Raw genomic sequence first — 24749 nt, 5'->3', positions numbered from 1 at the left:
TCGATAATTAGTGCGCATTAGCCAACGCTTAGCTCGCTGCCTTGTCATTATCTGACTAACGTACCACTGAAATGAAGTATCGCCTAATGAAGTATCGCCCAATTAAGTGTGACGTCATTATATATGGTTATGACGCTGATGGATACAAGGGCAGCGGGCAGATATTTGCCGACGTAAAAACACCGTTGAACGTGTTAAAATGGTTTTGTTATATTTATGACACGGCACCGCTATATCCACCGATATTACGCCAAGCCGTTTCATGCTAGCTAAATAAAAATACGTAAAAAACACTCCATTTCATACTATCACCACTCTCAAAAAATAGAATAGCCAAAAAAAACAAGCACACGTACTACGCCTAGTAGTCTGAACAAGTTTGACACCGCTAATCGTATTTTCTGGGATTGATTAATAAGTACTATAAGAGACTCTGCATGACTGTAAAGACGTCCGCTCAAAATTTTAACACCTCAAAATCTACTCCGTCAGCATATGCGCTATCAAAACAACAGACATCCGAACCATTAACCGCTGATCATTTGACAATCGGTGATAGCGTTTATAATTTGGCCGATCATACGCCGATGATGGTGCAGTATCTAACCATGAAAGCCAACTATCCACAAGCGTTGCTGCTGTACCGGATGGGTGATTTCTATGAGCTGTTTTTTGATGATGCCAAACGCGCAGCACAGATATTAGACATCACGCTCACACGCCGTGGCACGGATAAAGCGGGCAACACCATTGCAATGGCCGGTGTGCCGTTTCATGCTGCTGATAGCTATATGGCACGATTAATCGCTGCGGGGCAAACCGTCGTTGTCTGCGAACAGGTTGATGAATCAGCCACTGCGAAGAGTCAATCTAACGCGCCTACGATGGGCGACAAGCAAAAGAAAAGCAAATCTGCCGCTGGTAGCATCATGCGCCGTGAAGTGGTCAAAACTCTAACGGCAGGAACCATTACCGATGACGCATTAATTGCGCCAAATCATACGCCAGCTGTGGTCGCCATTGATATTGCCATACCTAAGGCAAATAGCAAACAGCCTTTGCAAGCTGCTATTAGCCAGATGGACCTGACCGCTGGCACGCTGACCACCCAAACGCTAAGCACAAATCATGACGATATTGAGGGCTTACAAGCGCAGATGCTCACTGTCTTGGCACGCTTTGCCCCTAGTGAATGCATCGTGAGCGAAACACTCAATGGCCGTATTGGTACTGATAGCGAAGACTGGCTACTGTGGTTACGTCAACATCTTGACTGCCCTATTATCGAAGTCGCTGCCAATGACTTTCATCCTGAACATGCCAGCGCAACTCTTTGCCAACAGTTTGAGGTGCAACGTCTCGACGGCCTAGGGATTAGCGACGCACCACTGGCACAATCTAGCTGTGCTGCACTCATTCATTATGCGCGGCAAACTCAGCAACGCCATGTACCACAACTCAATCAGCTAATTGTCGAATATAGCGACGACTACCTGATTATCGATGCCAACAGCCAGCAGAATCTTGAGCTATTCACCCCTGTTAGTAGCAATGGCACCTCATTGATATCGGTGCTAAATCATTGTCAGACCCCGATGGGTAGACGATTACTAGTACAGCAAATGAAGCGCCCACTACGTCAACACGCACGTATCAACTTACGCCTAGATGCGATCGCTAGCCTGTTAAATACAGAACATGCATCAAACAACCTTGGGCAAACATTAGCAAATAACGAAACAAAGCGCACCCTAGTCACCAGCATACGCGAGACGCTACATACCATCGGTGATATTGAGCGAATCACAAGCCGCATCGGTCTGATGAGTGCAAAGCCACGCGACTTACGTAAACTTGCTGAGGGTATCGCCAGTAGTGACCAGCTGACGACCTTACTCAACCAAGCAGGCATTAGCCATGATCAAGCAGGCTTATTACCCATGCTCATGCAGCAACTGCCAGCACAGTTACCTGCCATACAGTCCGTCGCCGAGCTGATTGAGCGCGCCATTATCGTAGAGCCACCTGCGCATATCCGCGATGGTGGCATGCTCGCTGCTGGCTATGACGACGAATTTGATCGCTTGACCCATTTGCATGACAACATTCAGACGACTTTGGATGAAATGGTCGAGCGTGCACGTCAGGACAGCCAATTGCCCAGTCTTAAAGTTGGCTTCAATAAAGTCAGTGGCTTTTATTTTGAGCTGCCCAAAATGCAGGCAAAAAATGCACCAGCGCATTTTATTCGTCGGCAGACGCTCAAAAGCAGCGAGCGCTTTATCACCGATGAGCTAAAAGAAGTCGAGACCGAATATCTAAGCGCACAAAGCTTAGCACTGGCTCGAGAAAAACAGCTGTATCATGAGCTGTTGACGATACTCAGTAATCATTTGGCCGCATTGCAGCAGCTAAGCGCCGCCATCGCTCAAATAGATGTGCTCAGCAATTGGGCGCAGCTTGCGACGACTTATCATTGGCAACGTCCCGTTATGACTAACGATTCAAACGATGGCAACTTGTTAAAAAACAGCAGCCAGACCCGTATCGACCAGAGCAGTATCGACATCCAGCAAGGCCGCCATGTGGTGGTCGAGGCGGCATTAACCCCCGATAATACCAGCAGCCCAGCCGTGCAAGGCGCAACACAGACTTTTAGCCAAAACCTCAGCCAACACCCCAGCAAACCTGCGCGCGCCCATGCCTTTGTCGCCAATGACTGCACGCTGGGCAGTGCCAATACTAAAGAAGGACATCCTGAGCGCCTGCTGATGATCACAGGCCCCAATATGGGCGGCAAATCAACCTACATGCGCCAGACCGCTCTTATTGTCTTGCTCGCGCACTGTGGCAGCTTTGTGCCAGCAGCCAGCGCGCGCATCGGTGATATCGACCGCATCTTTACCCGTATTGGCTCGGCTGATGATCTGGCAGGCGGCAAGTCGACCTTTATGGTCGAGATGATCGAGACGGCCAATATCTTAAACCAAGCGACCGATAAATCACTGGTGCTCATGGATGAAGTCGGCCGCGGTACCGCCACCACCGACGGGCTGGCCATCGCCCACGCTTGTGTCAACAGGCTGCTTGAGATCGGCTGCCTGACCCTGTTTGCCACCCACTACTTTGAGCTGACGCAATTGGCTGCACAGAATAAAGGTATTCGTAACGTCCATGTCGCTGCCAGTGAAATCGACGGTCAACTGTTACTACTGCATCAAATCAAAGACGGTGCCGCAAGCTCTAGTTTTGGTCTGCATGTGGCAAAAATGGCAGGGATTCCTACCCAAGTACTGGATGACGCCAAGCGCTACTTAGCAGATAACTTAAAATTAGACCCTATTGAAGTAGAAAGCGTGAGAACCGTTGATGACAAAAATGAATTAGCTAAGTCATTAAATGATAAATGCGATCATATGAATGGTCATGAAATAGAGAGAGCTGATATAAAAACCACAAATCAATCTCAAATAATGGCTGATATTCCACAACAAAATCAGCTGTTTAGCTTACAAGATGAGCTAAGCGCGATTGATCCTGATACCTTAACGCCAAAGCAAGCCCATGATTTACTCTATCATTTGAAGAAAATCATTAGTCATTAAAGGGAATTGTCAATTAGCCGTAAAGGCGTTAAAATGTGCCTTATTTTCCAACTATTCTATGTAGCCCTTATCGTTGATTCACTTTAAAAGAAAATCAAGGCAACCAAATGCAGATGTATCAATAATACTTCAAGCACGGTGAGCACAGTAACTCTTTTAAAAGGGATGAACTATATCAGCCAATCCAATAACAGGTAGACCTCACTATGACCTTTGTCGTTACAGATAACTGCATTCTTTGCAAATACACCGACTGTGTGGAAGTCTGTCCTGTGGACTGCTTTTATGAAGGCCCGAACTTCCTCGTCATCGATCCTGACGAGTGCATCGACTGCGCACTATGCGAGCCTGAATGTCCCGCCAATGCCATCTTCTCAGAAGATGAAGTACCAAAAGGACAAGAGATGTTCACCCAGCTAAACGAAGAGCTGGCACAAAAATGGCCGAACATCACTGAGATGAAAGGTCAATTGCCAGAAGCTGAAAAGTGGGATGGCGTGGAAGGTAAGATTCAGTATTTAGAGAAGTAGCTGATAATAAGCAATTTTTAGATACTAAAACCATTTAACGGTAGGATAACGTTAAATGGTTTTTTATTCTTTATTTTTTGAGGTGAATAGATTCATAAATTTTCATTCTTTATTAGTTTATGGAATACATTCTACAATCTATGCCATAACTTTTTTAGCTAACGGATAGCATAAGGCCACTAGTACGCCCCAAGCAATCCAACTATATTCTAATATACTTTGAGAAGGTATAACTCCAATGCCATTTATAAACAAAGCAATTAGAAAAAAAATAAGAGAGCTAATCAGTGCTGCACCAATAATATATTTCATAACTATTCCTAAACTTACCTAAAGAACTTCAGAAAGGCGACTCGTATAGTGAGGTCGCAAATCCACAATATCAATAACATTGCCATCTTTATCAATCAGTACTACCATATTCACTACGGGCGCTGTTAGCGGTAGCCAGCCCTCAGAATCAGGATAATGGCGCAATACAGCTTCTACTCTTAGCTTATCATTACTATTTGTCAGCTTGCTTAACGGCTTAGCCTTAGTTTGGATAATATCGGCTGCTGTTTCAATAGGCTGATAGCTATCGGTTCTGAAGATAGCAGGCACTCGCATTTGGTATTCCTTTACTGCAAACTCTTCCAGTGTAAGCTCTTCTGCCTTAATCTTTGGTTCAGATGCTAAGACAGAATAGACAAATTTGGGTTTCTCAAATAATCCTAAAGGCTTAGCTGCTGTCATCTGTGTACCAAGATGCTGCTGTGCCCACTCGTTATCAAAGCCGCGCACCACCTCAAAGTTATCTACCGCAAACGCTATATAAGCAGGCCGACCCGCCTCGACAATGTATAGCCCGTAGCCCAATGCTGCTATCTGTAACACTGCTATCACTGCAATATCGCGGGTGAGCTCTTTTTTGTCGGCCTTATAGACGATAAAGGTGAGTAATGGGGCGACGATTAGGTTCAACGCAATCATCATGAGCACAGCAGGCAAGACACCTGTCGCTTGATAGAGATGGCTGGGATACCAAACAAAGTAGATAATAGCGCTAATCAGCACATTAAGTACTAACGAGCACAGCACATGATAGCCCGTAATTTCTAGTTTTGATGAGGGCTTGGAGGTTGTCGACATATTTATTCCAGTATGCGGTTTTATGGGTCTGTTTTAATCTAACCTGTTTTAATATAGTTTATGTTATTTAACGCGACAAATATCAGATTATGGGCAGTTACCAGCACCAGACCTAAAGCCGCGGGCAGCGTTACATACGGTACCCGTATTGGTCCACACCATGTTCGTTCCACCCCCTACCATCGTCGGGGTATTGATATAGGTCAAGTTATTACCTGTGTTGTCTGTTGAGCCTATGATAGCGCTGATAACCCCATCGCTCACAGCGATCAGTGCTGTGACATTGCTAGTTGTGGTAAACGCTGCAATCGCTGGGATACCACTCGTGCCCGCGTCACACCCTGCAATTATGCCCGTCTGAGCGACGCATTCATTGACTGCCTGCTTAATCGAAGCCAGCTCTACCGCGGCAGCGGCGGCGCGGGTACGTGAGGTATAGCTATTATAATGAGGCAGAGCGATTGACGTTAATATACCGATAATAGCGATAACAATCATGATCTCAATTAAGGTAAAACCTGTCTGGGTCGTTGGTTTCATTATCTCTCCTAAGGTTACCTACTATCGTCAGTTATAGCCAGTGCGATGTCGACGTATAATAGTCAGTCATTAGACACAAAAAAGCCAAACATAACGTTTGGCTTTTTTATTAACTTAAAATATCTAAGTTGTCAGATTATACGCAATCACCAGTACCTGGCTTAAAGCCGCGCTGTGCGTTACAGATAGTACCAGTCTGTTTCCAAGTCATGTTAGCAGCACCTACAGCCATAGTAGGGGTATTCTCATACGTTAAAGCAGTACCATCAGCAGCTGTTGCACCTAAAGAAGCTACTTTGATAACACCATCTGTTACAGTAGGCTGCGCCGTAACATTTTTAGTCAAAACAAAAAGAGTTGCGTCAGTTGTGTCTGGGATACCGTTACTACCAGCATCACAACCTGGGATCTTACCAGTGAAAGCGATACATTCATTAACCGCTGACTTTACAGATGCAAGCTCTGCTGCTGCGGATGCTGCACGGGTACGTGAGGTGTAGTTACCGTACTGAGGAATAGCAATCGCAGCTAAGATACCGATGATAGCGATAACAATCATTAATTCGATTAAGGTAAAACCTTTCTGGGTAGTAGCGTTCATAGTACGTCCTTTAGAGTAAGGTGATAACAGATTGATATGCTACTTGGCACTATCATTTGTTATCTATTATAAATAATGGTTTGTCAGTATGAGTAATTCACTAACTCGTCTAACTATCTTGTTATTATTGTTGCAGGTAGCATGCCAACTTTTTAGTCAATTCTCATGTTTCACTATGAAAATCTCATTAATTGTATTAACAAGCTATATCCTACTAAAGCTAATCTGCCTATATTTAACTTATAAAGGCTTGGTTAATAGTGTGTTAACCATTGCTAGTAAAGGTATTAAACAAGATATCTCTGATTCGTAGGGATACCAGAAACCATTTATGTGTTAGCTAGACCTACATACGTTATCCAATGACAATTTTTGTCTATTGACTATTGTTGCTGTTAACTTGCTGAAAATTGTCAGTTTAAGTGACATTTAAGCGTATCAGGTAAGCTAGCATGACATTTTTTGTCAGATAAAGGCTTTTATTCTATTTGTAAATCAATAAAAAAAGCCACCCTAGATTATCGTTGTATCTAGGGTGGCTCTTTAGCATACTTTAAATATACTCAGTCTATATAAGACAATAGCATATCAGCTATTCAGTCAGTTATTCTAGATCAGAGCTCTATTCATTCCAGTCGTCACCAGTGCTACAGGTGGTCGATCGGCATTTAATGCCTTGAAAATCCAAACTGAGCGTACCATCGCTAGCCATCTGTGTATCTGCTTCTGGTGTAGCAACGATAGTCCAGTCAGAGGTGAGCGGATCAGGGGTGAACGTAATTTGATACAAGGTAGTACCCTGAGCAGGGTAGCTGCCACCCAGTCCTGTGATTAAGTCATTACTATAGGTACCTTGTGCCAGCTTGTTGGTTTGGATTTGAGTAGCAATGTTTTGCATCTCGCTCATCATATCGGTGCGCTTAGACTTGATAACATAGCGTTGATAGTTAGGATAAGCAACAGCAGCAAGTACACCAATGATGGCGACAACGATCATTACTTCAATTAATGTGATGCCTTGTTGCGATGAAAATGGACTTATCGACTTATCTAAAGTAACACGCATCACCATTCCTCCTGCCCAGTACCACAATCGCTATTTGCGATGGCTAAGCTGTTGTTTTTACTCTGACAGCGTAAGCCAGCACTGGTGATCATAATTTCATTAGCATTTTCGGTAATGCCTACAGGATTTGGTAACGCTAGCATTTTCCATGTACGTCCAGTCGTACTATTGACAGTAGCACTGGCAGTAGGAACCAATGAACTGGCTGTATTACTACCATCTACAAGGGCAATCAAATAACGATAGTTGGCTGCATCACTACCGTCTGGCACATAGATGGTCTTGTTGTCCGATTCATCATAACTATAGCTAATAACGCCTGTCCCACTATCTACCACTTTTGGCTGAAAACCTTGATAACTCAACGCTTTCGAACGCCAACGCTCAAGCTCTAGTTGTAACTGTAGCAGTTTTGCCTGAGCTTCACGTTCGGCATTCATCACAGCATACTGCCGATAGCTAGGAATCGCTATGGCAGCTAGAATGCTGATAATTACCACGATAACCATCAACTCTATGAGCGTAAAACCACGTGCGCCGCTATGCGTTGTCATACTTTCTGTCTCGTTCTTATACGACTTAGTCATATACCGCGCCCTATTATCAATACTGTTAGAATCACCAATCATGACTATCATTAGTTATCATGGTACTGGCAGTGAATAAAACTCTGAAATGATCATCACTGCCTATATTGTTATTCTAGTGTTTGCCCTAATTACTGCGTTCGCTTATACCATGTTTTTGGCTGCAACGTATAACGCTCATTGAATAAGAATTCAGCAGCACTACCATCACCACCTGTAACGGTAGGACGGACTGTCTCACCTGGATATAAATCTTTGATATTACTGTCATCCTTATCGCCATCGTTACCAAAATTCTCACGATTGGCCGCTGCTATACGCTCAGTCAGGGTGGTCGTACCGATAAGTACCTTAACATCTGTATTATCTTCGTTATAAGCACCGAGGGTCAGCTCTTGAATACCTTGACCAGCAGGAATATAGCCGCCTGTACCAGATATCGAGGTATCGTCCATACAAACACCATAAGGCAAGCAATAAAGCTGACGCTCTGAACCACCTGTTATCTGTGCAGCACAGCTGGCAACTGAGTCATTATACTGTTTGTCAGGATTATATACGGTGGTGTATAACAAGTTATTGATAACCGCACTATCACCTACACCTTTATTGTATCTGACATTATTATAACCATCGAATCGGGTCAGTGGATAATACCAGCCCTGGCTAGTACCTCTAATCATATCTGCTTTCGCCGCCGTTTTTACCGCTGTCGTCGGTGCAGAACCCAACTCTGTCGCTAGTGCTGTTAACTCACTTTCGGTGATATCTTCAATAGTCGCCGAAAACGTACTGCTTAAGACATCTGTGTTTGTTACATCAGTGTCAATAATGCCATACACTCTGTTGGCAAAATCATTGTCATTACGCAAGGTTGATAAAGGAGCGCTACGATTACCTGATATCACATTGACCAATGCAAAGAGTTGACCGTTATTGGCAATATTCTCTCCAGAAATACCTTCATTGCGATAGAAACTCACGATTGGACGTTCGTAAAAGCGATACGCATATTTTTTGTTAGAACCACTAGGAGCTACATCAAGTATTCGTGTGACTCGTTGATTAGAAAAGCTGCCTACTTCAGCAAAGCCATTGCCAGCAGGGCGAGCATTTTCAAAGTCCGCGCGGAATACTTGTCCACCTAAATCTGCAGCATAGAGATGATCCATCAGTCCATCATTGTCTCGATCCAACACGGTAATTTCACCAGTAATACTATTGATCATACTATCGGTTTTATCATTTTTTGTACTGCCGTTCTCACCACTGGTTGACCATATCAACTCACCTGTCGCAGCATCAATCATATAGATAGCATTACCCTGTGCTGGTGCGCTAGAGGTTGGTACATAGCTATCTTCTTCATAACCCATATCATAACCACCACCGAATACCAGTACGTCGATAGGATCACCGTCTCTAGTGAGACGGATTTTAGCGGATGTTGGCTTGCTCCAAATTTGCCCTAAACGACTAAAACCTTGTGTGGTAGATTTAGCAGACGTACTGGAACGTAAGCCATCCTGAGTAATAGTAAATAAAATCTCAGGTGCGGACACATCGGTAATATCCATACCGTAGAAAGCTTCTCCACCCATACGCAAGCCACCATAAGCAAACATACCGTTACCGTCTGAGGTGTCGACAGTGACTCTAGGGTTAGTCAGATCTAAATCATAAGTGTAGTCTGTAGTCACTAACCATGGTGCATCGATGCCAAAATATGGCTGACCTATTTTATCAATCGTTGAGCCATCAACTAAGGCTTCTGGCTGTGTCTCGATCATATATTTAGGTATGATCGCCACTTCCTCTTCGCCTTCATCGGCGTCAACTAGATGCAGTGCACCATCCATAGATCCAAACAATACATAATCATCACGATCATCAGCAATGTTACCATTGGCATCTAAATCTGCACTGTATGAGATTGCGGTAGGCTTTGAGTGAACGACACCGCCCAATACCTTAATCTCAGTAGTAGGTATAGAAAGCGTTAAATCTTTGACATCCGTAGTATCTGTTGCTTGTCCGTCGGCAGTTAATAAAGAGTCAAAACCTAAGAAACTTAGTAAACGACGCTTGTTAAGTTGAGTATAAGTGGTGGTATCTTTTAGTTGGTCAAACCCTTGTGGCCTACCGCTACCATTGACACTCAGCTGGCGTAATACTGGCGTCGTATTAGTCGCAGAAGTATAATCCTCGACATACAGTGTACGTACACTGCCTAACCCTGCATTGGGTGCTTGCAATCGAGCATAAACACCACCCGCTGTAATATCATTATTTGCATTACTACCATCTACGATATAGTTAGACTCTTGCCATATATCTTGCGTATCTTCGTCTAGATCACCTGCGACATTCTTATATAGCGCACTATTGCTTTTACCAAATAAAGTACCTTCATCCAAATTGTACTTTTTAAGGTTGCCACGCCAAGTACTCGCTCCTGAAGCAATATCAGGATCTAGCATCGGCAGATAAGCAAATGCTTGTTGATTTGCCGCTTGATAAGGGTCATCAGGAATCGTAATCGTACCAGATGGCGAAGTATTAATGGTATTCACAAGACCTGTGGCAAAATCGACAATACTCGCAGCAATATCTGCAGACTCTTCTGTATAGTAAAAACCACCATCACCAAAGGTTTTGGTCTCATTATCGCCTTTTCGCTCACCGAGCTTACATAAATTACGAGTGTCATTGCCGACACTACCGCTATCACAATCCGTTACTTCTTTTGATTCGCCGTCAACTGTGATGGTGCGCGTGCCAGTCAGTCCAGCAAAATCACTACCAAAACCAACTGTTGCTGTTTTGATAGGTAACCCAAGCGGATTATTGGCAGTATTGCGTAGTAGCGCTGCATAGCTAGCCATACAACCCCATGACCTAGAACTACTGTCACCACTTAAACCAGCACAGCTATCTACTGACAATGCAGGGCTAGAGGTAGAAGCTAACAAAGATTCATTCATTAAATTCTTAGATCTAGTAGTACTACTACCGTTTGGTTGGCCATCGGTTAATAAGTAAATACCATTACCGCTACATTCTTGGGTATTCAATGGAGAAATATATGCATTGCCAGATTTGGAACTACTAACAGAGTCATCAAACCCACTATAATTATCTGAGCCGCCACCTTTAGTAGTCGTACCCATCATGTAAGCACCTGACTCTGCTAGCGCGTGGGCAGTTGGTGTCAAACCTGATGCTTCTAAGTCTTTTGCTGCATTGATTAATGCTGCTCGTTGAGGCGCAGTTAGTGCCTTGGTAGGAACTAACACCACCCCCGCTCTGTCTCTGCCATTATAACTATAATTACCGAAGCCTATCTCATAATCATCCGAGAGAGAGCCACTGTCTTTTAGGTTGTTCTGATAGTCGAAAACCTCATCGGCCAATAGTTCGATGAGCGCTATTTTTAGGCGAGTCAATCTATCAAATCGCATCGTCCCATTAATAGTACAACCTTCAGGAGTAAAGTTAATTTCTTGTTGAATGCTTGTCTTGTCTATGACGGTATTCCCATCTTCATCCCTGTACAACCCATCAGCAGCTGAACCATCATCCTGACGTTTATAAATAACGGCACGAATTTTTTCTGAAGACTGAGAAGATGTCCAGCATGATTGGCCATAATCGTTGCGCATGCTACCACTACCCATACTACCTGAGGTATCTAGCATCATAAAAATAGACGCCGTACCTGGTGTGGCGGCTTTGTAAATTTCTAGATCACCCACAGGTTTTCTACTAATAGTATCTGCTTGTGCCACAGTACCACTAAACCCTAGTAGCACAGCAATAGCTAATGCCTTAACGCGCCACGGCTGTCGATTGGAGCTCTTATTAGTTCGGTGTATCATGATTTTTTCCTTATGATAATTGGGCGATGCGCTAACCATACTGCTATAGCAGTGACGCTATCTAATGTTGCAAAATTAGACGAAATATCCAAACTTTTAGCTTGATGGTAACGTACAAAGCAAACCACCACCTGTTCCAAATTCGACGCACTTGGTACGCTGTGACTGGTTTTCTACATTGGCTTGTTCATAAATAACAGCACTAGGCACACCAGCAGATGCCATACATCCACCAATAGTATCCTCGCTATCAGCAACCGTATCTACGCGACTGGTTTGTGCAAAACAGTTTTTGCTGCCGACTTCTGTGTCTGCATACGCAGGCAATACAGCGGTATTATTAATATCGAACGTATACGCTTGGCTAGAAACTGAACTGCTGTCTTGTCCAATAGTATAGTTACTAAATGCTTCAGTATCAGCACTGGCTGACGTTAATGATATATTGACCTGAGTCATACTAGCATTGCGACTACTCACGTAATCTTCTGGCTCTTCAGGATTACAGTAACCATTATTACTACCAAGAATGGTACCACTCGATGCTAAAACAGAAGTTCTGTTGATATCAAAAAACCGGTCTCGTGGGCGGAAACAAAAGACATATTCATGATCAGAATTGTCAGGATTCAACATAAAGTACCCAAAAGGTCCTGTTATTGATAGCATGTCATCATAGATGTCTTCATCACTACTACCGTTGACACTTTGCTCAATACTTTGATTGGCATTATCAGCTGACTGTAATAGCAAAGTATTAATCTGATCGCTGGTTGCGAGCCGTAAGTCAGTCGTGCTTTGCTTAACAGCAATCACACCCGCCAATATTATCAAAACTAAAAACAGCAATACCACAATGAGAACAGCGCCTTGTTGTGAGGATGGAGATACTTTAAGAGATGGATACTGCTGCATATTTGACATATTGCCTCTTCTTCTGGTGACACGCTGTTATATTAAAGACCAGTCACTGACATAACGCGCGCATTACGTAACAAGATGGTTGATTCATAGCTGCGACGATAGAACTGATCACGTGTCGCATCAGTTTTTAAACTTTGCTCTGTACCTAGTATAGTAAAAGTAGTTTGGTCTTCTGTGCTTATCAATGGCGTGCTACTACGAATCACAACACCAAGCTTCACCGTTGTGATTGGAGGCTTTTCGGTTAGTTGTGTGTATATATTGGCTGGTAGATATGTTAAATTGCTCGTATCTGTCTGAGCACCTAATAGCACTTGGAACTGATCAACACCTGGTGTGATAATGGTACCATTACCATTAAAATTCTCTGAAACCACACCAGCATCCGTCACTCGCCCAGCATCACACGCCAATACCAAGTCATTCGCCGCTGAGTCTGCACGGATAAAATAGCGTTCAACAACCCAGTCATCCGTACCAGATACCACCTCTGTCCCTTCGCAATCAAACAGAGAGCTTTCCGTAATGTTTTTATATTGAATAGTCAACTGGTCACTCACCACACCATCCATATTAGATAAGCCCACCCAGCCGGTAGAACCATTGCTATTCGTAAAATTCTTACTATCTGTAGTGTTACTCGCGCCTAAATTTGTCGTCGTTAGCACGATACCGCCATGACTGGTCTCATCGGTAATACTCGTAATAGGATTTCCTAGGTTAGCGAGACGGACATGATCTTCAATGCCTTGTAAAGCAAAGATCGCACTATCTTGCACTTCTGAAGCACTTTGCTGTACTGTCAGCGTGCGTGTATTAATCAGATAGACTTGCATCACGGCAGCTGATATGAGGAGACCTAATACCAAAGATATCATCAGTTCAATAAGGGTGAAACCTTGTGATCTACTAAGTGCGCTCATCTTAAGCTCATTTTTATTATAAATAACATTATGATTGCCGCTCATTAGTAAGCCTCCGATATCAAGCATTGGCTACCAGTTTTGTAAACTCCATTACTGTCTGCACATGCATCGTCATCACTATCATCTAATATCGCTTTAGTATCGTTCCATGCAGTAATCACACACATTTGCTGCTGAATTGCCTGAACAGAGGTACCCGGACACATAGTGACAGCAATATTTATATCCTCATCTGCTGCCGTTTTTTTGATCATCAACGCATCACGAGCGGCCAGCTGATTAATACTACAAGGCTCTTTTGGCGTATCAACTCCACCCGTGGTTACTATCTCTGTCGATAGGCAGTTATTGCCACTGGCTAAGATACTAATCACTTCACCACCGACGGTGACCGTTTCAGTTGCCGAACTATCGACGATGGCTTGAACGGTTGGCACTGCACCAGTATCTGTAGAGAGAGCATCACTAAAAGCAGTTCCACTTCCTGTAACGTAAGCTTCAGGGTAGGCACGCATTACTTCAGCCAAATTACGAACTATAGTTAAAGACTTGGTCCTAACCAAACTCTCATCCGTTGCGGTAATTGCACGCATCTGTAGCGCACTAAAACCTAATACCGCAATAGATAATAATAAAACGGCTACTAACACCTCAACCAAACCCACACCACGCTGATAAGTTAAAACCTTCATGGGCAAGAGCCTCCTAGCTGACTGCTGATATTAGCAACTGCAGTAATAACGACCTGTCTTGGTGACGCAGAATCATTGCTATCACAAATAGTATAGACCATTGCGTCCGCCGTCTTACTTGGTTTGAACTCAATCTGACTGGCAGTAGATTTAATGGTGCTTCGAGCATCATATTGATAAGTATCAAAAACCTCACTGGCGTTTTCTATTTCTATCGTGCCAGCATTCGTACCATCATTGTCGTAAGACAGTTTGATTTCTTGGCGACGAATCACACTCTCAGCTTTGGCTTCTTTTAGCGCATTAAGTAGCGTCGCAGTAGTAGACTTCACACGCTGATTGGCCAACTGGCTACTAATGTTAGGTGTAGCGATACTAACAATAATAGCAAGCACAGCAATTGTCACCATCAACTCAATCAAGGTAAATCCTGAGCTATTCATTCGTAGTTTGGGCAATAGATTGTTCGTAGATGCGGTCACATCAAATCCCTATTTATAACGGTAATTGTCTATCTGATAACGATATTGAGCTAGAGAAAGTTAACCAATAACCCATATTTTTATATCGTTTTTTCTGCACTTCTTTACATCTGTGAACGTATAATTATGCAGTAAACCCTGCAATTTTTATTCCATAATTATTAACTGCTGTCCGATAAAGAAATAAACACAGCTACGTCAATAGCACAAGTTATCTAAGACTCGTCATTTTGTTGGTTGGTTTCATTCAATGTTGAACACATAATTTCTGAACAACTAACAAATTCATATATACAATTTTAACAATATAGCGTTAAGGAAACATATTAGCAACATATTAGTATATTTCAAGTCACTAAAAACAGCTATTCGCATCTATTTTTATCTTAAAAATAGTGATATCTATCACCAAACCAGAAAAGCTATGCAGCTAAGTTAGGATATTGAGCAAAATTCAGCCCTTGAAATGACTACTAACTGGATTAAAAATAAATCCTAGGATTGATTGCCATGTGCCACAGCATAAGCAGAAAGATGGTACCTATCATGCAGTGGACTATTCAGAGTAGTGTCTGTGAATGCTCTTGATAGAGTACGCCCTAATGCTTGCAAACTAGCACCTGTGGTCGCAACATCATCAAATAGCAGTAAGCGTCTGACGGGTGGGGTTTTGGTTAATGCAAAGGCATTGTCTAAGTTACTCAAACGCTCTGCGCGTGTAAGCCCTTGTTGACTGACGGTATCATCAATGCGCTGAACCCCTTGCCATAATGGTATCCGCCAATGCTTGGACAGTTGTGCTGATAAAATACCGACAGGATCGAAGCCGCGCTTGATCAGGCGCTGATTGGTCGTTGGCATGGCGACAATCACGCTATTGTCATGATGACAGCCATGTGGCCGTGGCAACTGGCGTATTGCATGCAGTAGCAAGGGGAACTTGGTCATATCTTCATGATGTTTAAAGGCCCTGATAGCTTCACGCATTGGATAGTCATAATAAGTAGCGGCTTGGATAGTTAGTGAACTACCAACAGCAATATCAACATCAAAAGGCTCCGGCAACCATGCGACACTATGATGGCAGTACGCACATAGCAATCCTTTATTTAAATGGTGATGAAACTGATGATATAGCCTGCTAGAGAGGGAGTGGTCGCTTGATGAGCCAGTGGTATTTAATGATGGTTTTCCTGATGATAGCTGAGACTGTGGTGTGCTGCGATAAATACGACATAACTGGCAGTGTATATCAACATACTCTGCCAGCCATAAGCCAGTTTGATAAGGTGCTAATCGCCGCATAAGTGACCGTTGATACTCATACTGCTATCAGAATCCTTTCCAATCATTAAGTATGATTCCAATACCAATAGCGGTAGCCTCATCATTGTAATCGATAAGAGATTCGCCATAGCCGTGGAACAACTGTACATAACCATTGACGTTTTTGCTTAGTGGATAGACGTAGTCAATTTGTGCAGCGCCTTTATTACTATCTGGGTTATAACGCAATGTACCGCTGATACTCTGTTGTTTTGGCATATCATATAAGAACTTGAGATCACCATAACCCATATAGTCTTCGATGTCAGGGTTGTCATCTTGACCGCTATCATCATCTACTCGAGCCCATAAGCGGGGTATAATCGAAAAATTGCCCCATTCAGCACCAGCCATTAAGTAAATACGATTCCATGAGCGTGACAACGGATCATCCTGTCCATTTGACTGATGCACTGCGCCTGCACCTAACATGCGTAAGCGTCCACCAAATGGTAAGTTAGCAGCCACAGGTTGCGTCAAGAATATTTCAGGCTGATAATCCGTCGCACGGAATGGTCTTGAGTTGTCTTCGTTATAGACCTGCCAATGTGATTCTTGCGTATAACCAAACCATAAATCAGCATTACTATCGAACAAATCTTCAGCTACTTTGGTTTTTAAAGATAGCTGAAATTTCAACTCGGTTTCACGTCTATCATTAGGGGTGAAAACTTCTGTATCTTGTGATGGTGTGCTTGGACTCAAGTTAGGATCAACGGTATAAAACACGGGCAAAAGGTAGTTGGGATTATGTGGTCTAATGGTCCATGTACCACGCTCACTATTTTGATCTAAATCGTAAGCAAGACTAAGTGGCGAGTATTTTTCAATATCTGTTTGAGTGACTCCGACATTTTCTAAAATCTGTGCCTCACTTTGAGCTTCGCCGTTTGCCTCTAGGCTGCTGCTTACATCTACGCTACTGTTTGCATCTAACTTACTTGACGCATATCGCTGGTTACTCACTAGAACTGTCTCGGCATCTTCAACCGTTGTCCCACTCATAGCGCTCTCAGACTCGGCCAACACTACTTGTGGATTACCTGAGATCGTGCTTTTAAAGGTTTTTGCTAGATCTAGCGGCTGTTTAGTTGTTGTGTAACTTGGCGTCTTACCTTGCTCAGCAACTTTGTCAAAACAAGCCAAACGTGCAGCACTATTCTGTACTTGGCTACACTCAAAAAACAACTTCGCCTGCGCAGCAACAAACTCTTTACTGACTACTTTGCGAGTCTGATCCGCTTTATCAACATCTACCGACTGCCCGCCAACATCTTGTGGTATCTCATAATCTTGATATTCTACCGATTCCAATGCGGTCTCTGGTACTGATGGTAACTCACTGTAAGCCTGCTCTTCATTAGCAGCCTGTACTTGTGCCGTAAAGCAGGTCAATGCTATGCCAACAGCCATGGTTAAATGATGTTTTTTTGTTTGAAGGAAGATATTTTTTCTCGCTTTAATAAAAGACTTAGACGGTCGCTGTGCAATAATATGGGAAAACATAAACATCCTTTAGCTCACTGATAATTCATAGCGTCAGCAAGTATATAAAGTAATAAACTTGATCATTAGCATCATTGCTAAAATAAAATAAGAAGCAAACTAAAACCAATGACATTCGAACATAAAAGTCAGCAATTACCATTGGTAATGTTTTTTTAGCATTGTTGCTTTATTGTAATGAAAATATAAGCACTATACTAGCGTTATCGCTGCACAATACAAATATCACTGTAAATAAACCATTTTAAACCAAAAGCTTAATACTAAAATAATAGATATATCTTGAGATAATAAAAAAGCCAACGTACTGTCACCATAGTACGTTGGCTTTTTTAGATTTTTAAGCCTAGGGTGTGTCCTCATTTTAAAAATGGTGATAAAAATAAGATAAATCGCCGTCAAATGAGGAAAATAGTGCAGGTAACATCAAGATATAGACCAACTATTTGACGCTGTTTGGCAAAATTTAGCTATTTTTAGCCCATTTAGAGGACACTCGTTTGAATTGAGGACATGCCCTAGATAATAGATTTACTCGCATTATCAAAAATTAAGTATCAGTTGTTCAGCATCGTCAATGTCTGCTCAAACTCTGAACGACCGATTTCACCCACTTGTTGATTGGTCAATTGACCATCCTGGTAATAAAGCAATGCCGGTGGGCCAAATAATTGATAACGCGCTAAGATAGCTTTCGAGTCAGCAGTCGTCTCATTGATATCAAGTTTGACCAACTGCCAATCTTGCATTTGTGTTGGACGATTATGAAACAAATTTTTATCCATAATACGGCACTCTATGCACCATTCAGCAGTGACATCGACAATAATTTTTGGGTTGGCCGCGATAATAGCATCTAACTCAGCCAAGGTAGTGACCGTCTGATCAGTTGCATCATTAGCCGTTGTCTGACCAGAGGTCGCCTGCATCATCGGCGCTGCACTCAATGAGGCGAGCGGATGTAAACTGTCATCGTTGCCTAATGCTGCACCGACAACCAAACAAGCCGCCCAAATACCCGCGAGCAAGCCGAACGCTTGCGTCAGCATTCGACCTTTACCTAACCAACCCCACGCCCATGTAGCAACAACCATAAACCATAATGCCCAAACCATTAGCATTATTGGTGATATAAAGACACGCTCAATTAATAATAGCGCCACAGCAAAGAGCAATAAAGCAAAACCTTGCTTGACCCAATTCATCCAATCGCCAGCTTTTGGCATTATTTTGCCTTGAGTCGCACCAATTAGAATAAGCGGCGCTGACAAACCAAAACCAAGCATAAATAAAGCAGCAAAGCCAAGCAATGGACTGCCAATCGTAGACACCGCAAGCAATGCCCCAAATAGTGGCGCAGAGACACACGGTGACACAACCAACGCAGATAAGAAGCCAGCGATTAAACTACCGCTTGTACTACCAAGTTTACTATCGCCCGCTTGACTCAAGCCTTGCATCTTACTACTAAGGGCTCGTGGTAAGTGAATACTAAATAACCCAAGCATATAAAGCGCCAGTAAAACAAAAATAATCGCAAAGCTAATCAGAATAATGGGGTTTTGTAACCAACCAATAATACCTAATGATTCGCCAAACACAGCAATAACAGCACCCAAAATACCATAAGCAGTCGCTACACCAATGGCATAACTGGTGGTTAAAATCACCCCACGTTTCACTGTTGGGTTCTGTTCACGAGCCACGATGTTAGCAACGATAGGTAGCATCGGTAATACACAAGGCGTCAACGCTAAACCAAGTCCTGCTAAAAACAATAAAACTAACGCTATCCAAGGATGAGAGCCTAAACCAAAAGGATCGCTATCGATCACGCTATCAGCAGCAATACTACTGTTTGGCGCGGTGCTCCCTACTGCTTCTCCATCTGTATCCGCACCAGAGATAGTATTGGTGGTAAGTAAGTCTTCTGAATCATCTTCACCTAGCAATGCATAATCAACAATCTCATCATCTGCTTGCCCTGCTTCAAAAACATCTGTACCCGTCGCTTGCTGATTTTCATCAGTCATAGCATTGTTATTTGTCTCAGAACCATCAGCTGAAGAGTTTTGGACTGTAGCAGAGTCACTAGTAGCACCTGCTGCTGATTGCTGTGATGTCGCTGCGATATTGATCGTAGTATTAATTTTTTCAGGTGGATAGCAGAGTCCTGCTTTCGCACAGCCTTGCCAACCAATGACCACCGCAGCATTATCTATACTATTGCTGTTGTTACTCGTCAACGTGGTCGTCGCAACCATATTTATCTGATCAAATACTGGCACTTGACCAAAGGTTGGATCATCAATTAATACAGGCGTCTGACTAAAAGTAAAAGGTGCCGCTGTCACGCCAGTCGGCAACGTCAGCTTGATTTGGTTTTGATAAACATAATGCCCAGGCGTGATATCAAAATTAATGGCTAAGCGTGTACCATTATCAGTAGCGTTAGTATCCGTAATAACCTGAAAGGCCTCATCTACTGGCAAAAACTTTGACGGATCGCTACTTTTTTTATTACCAAACAAGTCACCCAATCCAGCCGCTTGCGTGGTCATAGATACAGTTGTCAACCCCGTCGCTACTAGACTAGTAGGTAGAAATCCTGTGAACAATGAGCTGCTAGCAATTGTCAATGCCAGTAGATAAGATTTTTTAGTAGGACGATTTAGCGTTAGTGATGAGGGTTTTTCTGTTGCCTTAATCGACATGGGTGGCTACCTATTTATTACCAATATTCTATTTATGACTAGGGTCTGATGAACCTTCAAACATTAGGGTTGCTGATCGCTAAAACTTTACCAAACTAGGTGCAAGCCAATGATAATCTCGAGACCTTGACTGTAGCTAGGCTTGCCACAACGTTTGGAGTGATGTTAGCACCAGCTTTTTAGAACACCATATTTGAATATCAAACAGACACTGATGTATGAATCGATCCACTAACTACTGAACCGCAATATTAACAGTGGTTTTTATCTTTTCTGGTGGATAGCACAGCCCTGCTTTAGCACAACCTTGCCACCCAATCACAACCGGTACATTTTTAGCACCTTTACCATTGTTTGTTGTCAGCATAGTAGTGGCGACCATATTTTTTTGCGTAAATACTGGCACCTTACCAAAGGTCGGATCATCAATTGAAACAGGTGACTGACTAAAAGTAAAAGGCGTTGCACTCACCCCTTTAGGAAAGCTCATAGTAAGCTTATTTTTATAGACGTAATGCCCTGGCGTGATATCAACAGCAATAGATAAGCGTGTACCTTTAGACATTGCCTTAGTACTACTACTCACTTGAAAAGCTTGCTCAACTGGTAAAAATTTCGATTTTTTCGCCGTGTTATTACTAAATAGCTCACCTAACCCTGCTGCCTGCGCACTCACAGATATCATGGACGACATACTCATAACAGTAAATGCAAGCACATAGATTTTTTTGGCAGCATGTTTTGATATTGTTGCCGATGTTGATGTTGACGTTTGGATTGACATAAATGATTACCTTAACTGCTGCTTTTCAGGACTAGTATGTATCTTTAATCTGAACAGTAAACGTTACATAGGCTAAAGGTTGCTAGCATATGACTCACCCATACAGAGCCTTATAACGTAAAAACTATATCGAATGGTATTCTTTGCCTACTAATAAAAAATATCAACCAATAATTATCTTATTGGTTGATGTTAGTATTGAGCAATGAGTCATTTAAAACGTCATATGCCCCAAGGATATTTGTATAGATTTATAGATCATTGATTCAATTTGGTACTGACTGCCACTAGAGTCCATTGCTGACTACTCAATGACTCTCACTATAGCTTGATGAATGGTTTTACCATAGTAAAAATGTGACTCAGTCAACAATATACAACAGTAAGTAAATATTAAGAAAGCTATGGTATGTCATGAGTTAGATTGTATGACTTAAAATGAGAAGGATGGTAAATAAGAAAATCACCATTAAATAGACACCATTCAAGCCCTATCACCAAACAACCAGGTGATAACCATCCATAGCCTTTACTCTGATAAGTTTTGATAAACACTCATCAATCAATGAGAAATACCACCACGCCATATCTAAAAATCAGCCATTCAAAAGAGTGGTGTAGAATCACTACTGTCCGGCATCAGGCCTTTCAACAACAAAACGTCTAAATTCTGTTGTTGTAGTTTTTTATCGAAATCATTTACCTCTGCAATCAACATTCTTTCGATTCGCTTATCACTAGAAAAAACACTCAACCGGGCACAAATAACTGCCAGTTGATAAATGCGCTTTTTACAATAACCATCTAGCCCTTGTAACAGCCTAACCATATGCGGTGTTTCGAGACTGGCATAGTCATAATCGGCAACAACTTGTTGACCAAGTGCCATAACACTATAGCTAATAGATAAATGCGCACAAAAATAACAACTGAATAAATAGCCAACAACATGACCAATATAGTAACCACGGTCATAGGTAAAGCTACTCACACCAAAGTGGCTGAGCACGTAGTTATTAAGACTACCTTGATCAAGGATAGGTTTGGCATGTTTTAGCTTACCAATAGTCGCAAAACACAATGGGTTGCGACCATCTTGAGTAGTGAGCTGCCAACCTGCTGGTTTTTGGGCTGGCATGTGACGAACAACATCAGCAATGATATCATCGACAACATGCAACTGCTGCCACAGACGCTCTAGTCCTTCCGTATCCATCAAACCACGTTTATCAAGCTGCTGAGCAAGCAAATACTGCTGACGTTCTACGAACTGTGGTTTCAGTGTTTGCACCAAATACGTAGGACGTGTGCCCGCTGAAGCCATGTAAAGCAACCGAGTACGCTCATATTGAGATTGATATAGTGCCACACGCTGTGCCGCGATATTAGTCTGACTATCAGCAGGTTTTTGCATGGCAGCATTACTATCAGAAGAAACAGTCGCTGAGCCGTTAGATATTACCGTCGCTTCGTCCACTGCTTCTTCTAAGTGTGGTAACGTAAACAATGCTAACAATGCAGCTTTATCAAGAGGCTTAGCCACACTATCTGCAAGGCATTGGTTGTCCTCACCTTTGCCTTTGATGTTGCTTGTATTACCTTGTTTTTTGGCGCATGCAACAGAGCCTTGTTGGTTCTCGGCTTGTGCATTTGGCTTTGCAGTCGGTTCAGTCATAACATACCATCAGCAGTATAAATTAACATCATCTAGGCCGTGCGATATGACCACCATATAGCGAAATATCTTACGCTCAAAACAAGCGCTCATACCCAGACAACTCATTAGCCCATAGTAACTGAATAAAAGCGCATTGTCAGCCGTACATCGTCAAAACCCCAGTAGTAACAGTCAGATAAAAAAACTCTATCGACACCCAATAGATCACTGCTAAAAATAAAAAAAAGCGCTAAAGGCACAGTAGCACCTTTAACGCTTTTAGGGCGTGTCCTCGTTTTGAAAATGGTAATCAAAACGAGATATAGTCAGTCCTAAATAAAAAAGACACAAACTCAACTAAGCGAGACTGGCACACAATTTTTCTTGCTTGCTGTGCCTGCGCAGACAGAGGCTACGCAAAATGTACCCAGTATCGCTGTATTTCTTTTATAGTCAATCGACTATAAGTAGTACGGATAATATCAAGATATTAGCAAGCTGCTTGATGCAGCTTGGCAATGACTTAACCATTTTGGTCCATGTGTAGTTTAGATTGAGTGCACGACCCTAATAAAGCTAAATATATTTAACGTAAACTAGGGTGTGTCCTCATTTTAAAAATGGTAATAAAAATGAGATAAATTGTAGTCAAACAAGGAAAATAGCGCAGATAATATCGAGATATTAGTCAGCTATTTGACGCCGTTTGGCAAGATTTAGCCATTTTTAACCCATTTAGATGGCTATCGATTGAATTGAGGACACGCCCTAAACCATTATTTTTTTTGATACTGTTGACGATATACTTTGGGGGACACCCCATACACACGTTTAAATGCCTGACTAAAAGTAGAATCTGACGCATAACCAACTAACTCACTGATACGGCCAATACTGTTTTGCTGCAAACGCAAATAACGGGCAGCTAAACGTAGGCGATAATCCATAAGGTAAGTCAATGGCGGTATGCCAACCGTATCTCTAAAACGCTGCGCAAAGCTTGATCGTGACATTCCTGCTACCCCAGCGAGCTTATGTATCGTCCAACTTTGATTGGGGGATTCATGCATAGCCACCAACGCTTTGGTCAAAAAGGGATCTTTCATAGCTTTTAGCCAGTTTTCCGTCGCCTCAGGTAAGCTTTCAATATACACACGCAAACACTCAATCATCATAATGCTTGCCCAATGATTGATGACAGCGATCTTCCCCATGCGATCACGCTCAGCCTCTAGGGTCAGTAACTTAATCTCTACGTCAATCACTTCAAACCTACCATCAGATGCGTCGTTTATTTCAGGTAAAATCGATGGCAACACAGATAATAAAGGACGTATCATCTCTTTATCATACTTACATTCAATTAATATCAAAGAGGAGTTGGGATCACCATTACCATCAATATCCAGCGTATGTTTTTTACAATTGAGCAATGAGTCATCTAATGGTTCAGCAGCATCGCCATGATGATTTAACGCATAGCTAACATGTCTATGTGCATTAGGAATCATAATCATATCACCAGCATGGGCCTGTCGTAGACCGTTACCGACATCAATACAAAAGCTACCAGACATGACCAAATAAAATAAAATCGTATCTTTCCTAGTAATTGAATAAGACCAATTACCAGCACCATTTAACCGATAGTATTTGGTTTCAAACAAATGCACATTTTGTAGCAATACGCTCAATGCGTCCATCAATCACTCCCTCGATAAGATAAGATCAATATATTCCATGCACTATATGGCTTTAAAAGCTTATCATGACACCTGACTTAAAAACGTATCGCTATTG

19 protein-coding genes are annotated in these 24749 nt (G+C 42.5%); 2 read left to right on the top strand and 17 right to left on the bottom strand.

Features of this window, described 5'->3' with window-relative positions; all coding sequences use genetic code 11:
- The first annotated feature begins 437 nt into the window (after positions 1-437).
- Positions 438-3605, top strand: a complete 3168-nt coding sequence (mutS, locus tag ACT3QP_RS01410) for a DNA mismatch repair protein MutS (protein ID WP_444524176.1) — start codon at positions 438-440, stop codon at positions 3603-3605.
- A gap of 206 nt (positions 3606-3811) precedes the next feature.
- Complete coding sequence (fdxA, locus tag ACT3QP_RS01405; RefSeq protein ID WP_055123496.1) at positions 3812-4135, top strand: ferredoxin FdxA; 324 nt, start codon at positions 3812-3814, stop codon at positions 4133-4135.
- 138 nt (positions 4136-4273) lie between these two features.
- On the opposite strand, the gene ACT3QP_RS01400 is transcribed toward fdxA, so the two are convergent.
- From ACT3QP_RS01400 to ACT3QP_RS01320, 17 genes are all read right to left on the bottom strand, one after another.
- Positions 4274-4447: a hypothetical protein gene (locus ACT3QP_RS01400; RefSeq protein WP_444524175.1), complete on the bottom strand. Its 174-nt coding sequence runs from the start codon at positions 4445-4447 to the stop codon at positions 4274-4276.
- A gap of 18 nt (positions 4448-4465) precedes the next feature.
- On the bottom strand, positions 4466-5266 hold the full coding sequence (gene tfpZ, locus ACT3QP_RS01395) for a TfpX/TfpZ family type IV pilin accessory protein (protein WP_444524174.1): 801 nt from the start codon (positions 5264-5266) through the stop codon (positions 4466-4468).
- Between the two features lie 87 nt (positions 5267-5353).
- Complete coding sequence (locus tag ACT3QP_RS01390) at positions 5354-5806, bottom strand: pilin (protein WP_444524173.1); 453 nt, start codon at positions 5804-5806, stop codon at positions 5354-5356.
- 136 nt (positions 5807-5942) lie between these two features.
- On the bottom strand, positions 5943-6407 hold the full coding sequence (locus ACT3QP_RS01385; protein ID WP_444524172.1) for a pilin: 465 nt from the start codon (positions 6405-6407) through the stop codon (positions 5943-5945).
- Positions 6408-7029: 622 nt separating this feature from the next.
- Positions 7030-7473: a type IV pilin protein gene (locus tag ACT3QP_RS01380; RefSeq protein WP_442439998.1), complete on the bottom strand. Its 444-nt coding sequence runs from the start codon at positions 7471-7473 to the stop codon at positions 7030-7032.
- Positions 7473-8060: a prepilin-type N-terminal cleavage/methylation domain-containing protein gene (locus ACT3QP_RS01375; protein WP_444524171.1), complete on the bottom strand. Its 588-nt coding sequence runs from the start codon at positions 8058-8060 to the stop codon at positions 7473-7475. Before ACT3QP_RS01375 ends, ACT3QP_RS01380 begins: the two co-directional genes overlap by 1 nt.
- A gap of 131 nt (positions 8061-8191) precedes the next feature.
- On the bottom strand, positions 8192-11938 hold the full coding sequence (locus ACT3QP_RS01370; RefSeq protein ID WP_444524170.1) for a pilus assembly protein PilY: 3747 nt from the start codon (positions 11936-11938) through the stop codon (positions 8192-8194).
- Positions 11939-12034: 96 nt separating this feature from the next.
- Positions 12035-12862 (bottom strand): pilus assembly protein PilX, encoded by an 828-nt coding sequence (locus ACT3QP_RS01365; protein ID WP_442439995.1) that lies wholly within the window; start codon positions 12860-12862, stop codon positions 12035-12037.
- A 32-nt stretch (positions 12863-12894) separates the two neighbouring features.
- Positions 12895-13785 carry a PilW family protein gene (locus ACT3QP_RS01360; RefSeq protein WP_192991811.1) on the bottom strand — a complete coding sequence of 297 codons (891 nt, stop codon included), beginning with the start codon at positions 13783-13785 and terminating at the stop codon, positions 12895-12897.
- A 44-nt stretch (positions 13786-13829) separates the two neighbouring features.
- Positions 13830-14480 (bottom strand): type IV pilus modification protein PilV, encoded by a 651-nt coding sequence (gene pilV, locus ACT3QP_RS01355; RefSeq protein ID WP_442439994.1) that lies wholly within the window; start codon positions 14478-14480, stop codon positions 13830-13832.
- Positions 14477-14962: a pilus assembly FimT family protein gene (locus ACT3QP_RS01350; protein ID WP_444524169.1), complete on the bottom strand. Its 486-nt coding sequence runs from the start codon at positions 14960-14962 to the stop codon at positions 14477-14479. The genes pilV and ACT3QP_RS01350 overlap by 4 nt, the downstream gene beginning before the upstream one ends.
- Before the next feature lie 495 nt (positions 14963-15457).
- The gene (locus ACT3QP_RS01345) at positions 15458-16267 is read right to left on the bottom strand and encodes a ComF family protein (protein WP_444524168.1); all 810 of its coding nucleotides are present in this window, start codon (positions 16265-16267) and stop codon (positions 15458-15460) included.
- Positions 16268-16294: 27 nt separating this feature from the next.
- On the bottom strand, positions 16295-17794 hold the full coding sequence (locus ACT3QP_RS01340; RefSeq protein ID WP_444524167.1) for a phospholipase A: 1500 nt from the start codon (positions 17792-17794) through the stop codon (positions 16295-16297).
- A gap of 557 nt (positions 17795-18351) precedes the next feature.
- The gene (locus ACT3QP_RS01335) at positions 18352-20508 is read right to left on the bottom strand and encodes a cytochrome c biogenesis protein CcdA (RefSeq protein ID WP_444524166.1); all 2157 of its coding nucleotides are present in this window, start codon (positions 20506-20508) and stop codon (positions 18352-18354) included.
- Between the two features lie 235 nt (positions 20509-20743).
- Complete coding sequence (locus tag ACT3QP_RS01330) at positions 20744-21292, bottom strand: protein-disulfide reductase DsbD N-terminal domain-containing protein (protein ID WP_442439990.1); 549 nt, start codon at positions 21290-21292, stop codon at positions 20744-20746.
- Positions 21293-21896: 604 nt separating this feature from the next.
- Positions 21897-22967, bottom strand: a complete 1071-nt coding sequence (locus ACT3QP_RS01325) for a hypothetical protein (RefSeq protein WP_442439989.1) — start codon at positions 22965-22967, stop codon at positions 21897-21899.
- A gap of 758 nt (positions 22968-23725) precedes the next feature.
- A complete protein-coding gene (locus ACT3QP_RS01320) occupies positions 23726-24652 on the bottom strand; it encodes an AraC family transcriptional regulator (RefSeq protein ID WP_442072901.1) in 927 nt (308 codons plus the stop codon).
- Between the last annotated feature and the right edge of the window lie 97 nt (positions 24653-24749).

It is taken from the genome of Psychrobacter sp. AOP7-B1-24, from assembly GCF_052376215.1.
Taxonomy (GTDB): Bacteria; Pseudomonadota; Gammaproteobacteria; order Pseudomonadales; family Moraxellaceae; genus Psychrobacter.
Note: the sequence above shows the minus strand (reverse complement) of the source record. Positions and strands in the feature narration are given on the sequence as shown.